Source organism: Rhodococcus sp. EPR-157 (assembly GCF_001647195.1).
GTDB lineage: Bacteria > Actinomycetota > Actinomycetes > Mycobacteriales > Mycobacteriaceae > Rhodococcoides.
The window spans coordinates 1-2,530 of the sequence record NZ_LVCV01000125.1 but is presented as its reverse complement, the minus strand read 5'-3'; the positions used below and the strand labels follow the sequence as shown (position 1 = coordinate 2,530).

Genomic DNA, 2,530 nt, shown 5'->3' with positions numbered 1-2,530 from the left:
GCGACCACCTCGGCCGTTACGACGGCTACGTCGCTTTCAGTGGCGGAAAAGACTCACTCGTAGCAGTGCACCTCGCGCGAAAGGCAGACCCGAACGTGCCTGTCGCCTTCTTCGATTCCGGTCTCGAATATCCCGAGACGTACGCGTACGTCCTGCAGGTCGCGACGATGCTCGATCTCGACTTGCACGTCATTCGGGCCGAGCCGGCGCTGCTGACGGTTCTGGCTGGGACCGGAGAATGGAACCATCGCGCAGCCGCCTCGGACAGGGTGCTGCCCGGCGGGTTCGACACTCTGATCGCGCAGCCGGCCCGGCGTGCACACGCGATGTTCGGCGACGGAGAGATTTGGGGTGTTCGTGCCGAAGAATCGAGAAAGGGAAGCGGACGGTGGACGTTGTACTACTCGGCGCTCGCCCGCGAGATTAGGGACGTCTGTACCCCTCATCGTTGTTGCGTGAGCAGGATCGAGCAGGACAAACGCCACGGTGGGACGATTCGCAGGGCGGACGGCACTGTGGCGTACGGACCGGTGTGGGATTGGTCGACGGCGGATGTGTTCGCGTACTCCGCACGAAATGGGTTGCCGAGCAATCCGGTCTACGCAAAATTGGCCGAACTAGGCGCTCCTGCAACAAATCTTCGGGTTTCGCACATTCTTGACGGCAACTTTCTCGAAACCGGGCGGGTCACCCGCCTCCGCAGGGGATGGCCAGCATTGTTCGAGGAAATTGCCGAGGTACTTCCGCGAGTCCGAGAGTTCGTTTAACCCGCACAATCGTCTGTGCGGGTGTATGATTGGCTGTACTGAGATTGCACAGGGTGAGTCGGAGGCACACCACTACGGTGGCCTCCGACTATTTTTCTGTCCGGATCCATCGAGCAACTGATGCAAAGCCATCTGCCGACTTTATTCGGTCAGTCCGATTCTTCACCCTGGGCACCTGTTGCGCCGTCGGTCGGTCCGATCTCTGGTTCACCCGGCTCTACCGCACGAAAGTCTGCGCTCGGCATGATGTCGGGGTGAAACCGCCACGAGGGGCGGTTTTCTCGTCTGTGCGACGGTGGTGGAGAGCTGTGGGTTGTCATGTCTGCCTTCCGTTCATCTTCAATCGGTGTCGATGTCTTCGAGTTGAACGACGAGCCGCTCCCCTATGGGCTGGCCCGGTCGCTCGTAGGGGGCGAAGTGTGATCCCACAACGCGGTACCGAGTGCCACGCGGTAACAGGTGGCTTGTGTCGTCTCCCTTGTCCGAGGCTCCCAAGTAAAGACCACGGGTCGTCTGGATCTCGAAAACGACGTTGGTCGGAGAGCTGTGCGAGTCGAGCTCGTGCAATGAATGACGGGCGCCGGTGAAGCGGTCGAAGGCGACGACAGAGCCGGGCGAGAGTGTGTCCGGTAGTTCGGCTGAATGAGATACCACAGCGGGCAGACTTACCACCGTGTACACCAAATGTCCACGGCCGGAATGGCGTTCGTACCGTTGAATTGCACGGTCGACGCGCTGAATCTGACGCCGCCGATCGTCGTCGAGCCGCACGGCGTCGCCGTTGACGTCGGACAGCGCGTCGTTGGTTCGCTTCCAGTTCTCTGGATCGCCGATCAGTGATGCCATCGCACGGTGCTGCGCATGAGGGACGGTCCGCTCGACGGCCCTCTTGGTTGACGAGCGCACATTTCGTTGGCGAGCACTGAGCTTCTTGCGAAGCTCGATCGCCGCTGGCAGAACACGTCTCGTCCGTTCGTTGGTGATCGGCGCAGCAGTGTTCCTCGGGAATGCCCGTTCGAGATCTCGGCGGGCTCGTGTGAGACCGGAAAGCCCTTCGATGTCTGTGTCGAGCTCGCGAGCGTGATCCCGATTTGCAACTCGGTCCGCGAAGGAGGAGTGGGGAACCACCACTCCCTGCTTCTTCTCGGGATCGTCACTCGATCCCCGGTCGGGATCGAATGCACCGCCCTCTGGCGTGATCCGATTGCGGCTACGCGCGGAAGGCACGTGAGCTCGTGGCCGCCGCCGCAGTACCCGCGGCATCAACCGAGGGTGCAGACCGCCTGAAATAGCCCCTGAACAGGTAGAACGACACGTCCCCTTGTCGCCTGTCGAGCGCCGGACGCGGGCGGTCCGTCCTCAACGTCTCGCAGTCCGCGACAAGAAAAAGATCGTCTACAGATGCGAGAATCTTCCTGGCCCGGCCACCTCCTTCGACCCCAATATTGTTCGATCGGAATACCTTCTGAACTGCGGAAACGGCACGCCCCCTGGCTCCGCGGATGCCAAGTTTCTGTGGTGCGCGGTCGGGATTTCGCGCGCCGAGCTCGGTGCCGGCACTGCCAGTCCCATGGACTGCGGATGGCTTCCCTGGAATCGGCCTGCAGGGCCCCCGAGAGACCCTGAAGCGCTGCAGGTGCGATGTAGACGAGGGTCGTCCAGTTACAGCCTCTGCAAGGGGGCCGTCGATCATCCGGGCCGACCAGGCAGGTCGGTCGGAGTGCCGATAGTCCAGGCGACGTCGACGACGTCCGACAAGCTGC

Annotated in this window: 2 protein-coding genes; one reads left to right on the top strand and one right to left on the bottom strand. The window is 61.9% G+C overall.

Annotation, left to right across the window (positions count from 1 at the left end; genetic code table 11):
* Positions 1-767 (top strand): phosphoadenosine phosphosulfate reductase domain-containing protein (locus tag A2J03_RS04915; protein ID WP_068370366.1); only part of this gene is annotated, 767 nt, incomplete at its 5' end.
* Between the two features lie 339 nt (positions 768-1,106).
* Here the strand turns inward: A2J03_RS04915 and A2J03_RS04910 are convergent.
* Positions 1,107-1,994, bottom strand: a complete 888-nt coding sequence (locus tag A2J03_RS04910) for a hypothetical protein (RefSeq protein WP_231912371.1) — start codon at positions 1,992-1,994, stop codon at positions 1,107-1,109.
* Positions 1,995-2,530: the final 536 nt, after the last annotated feature.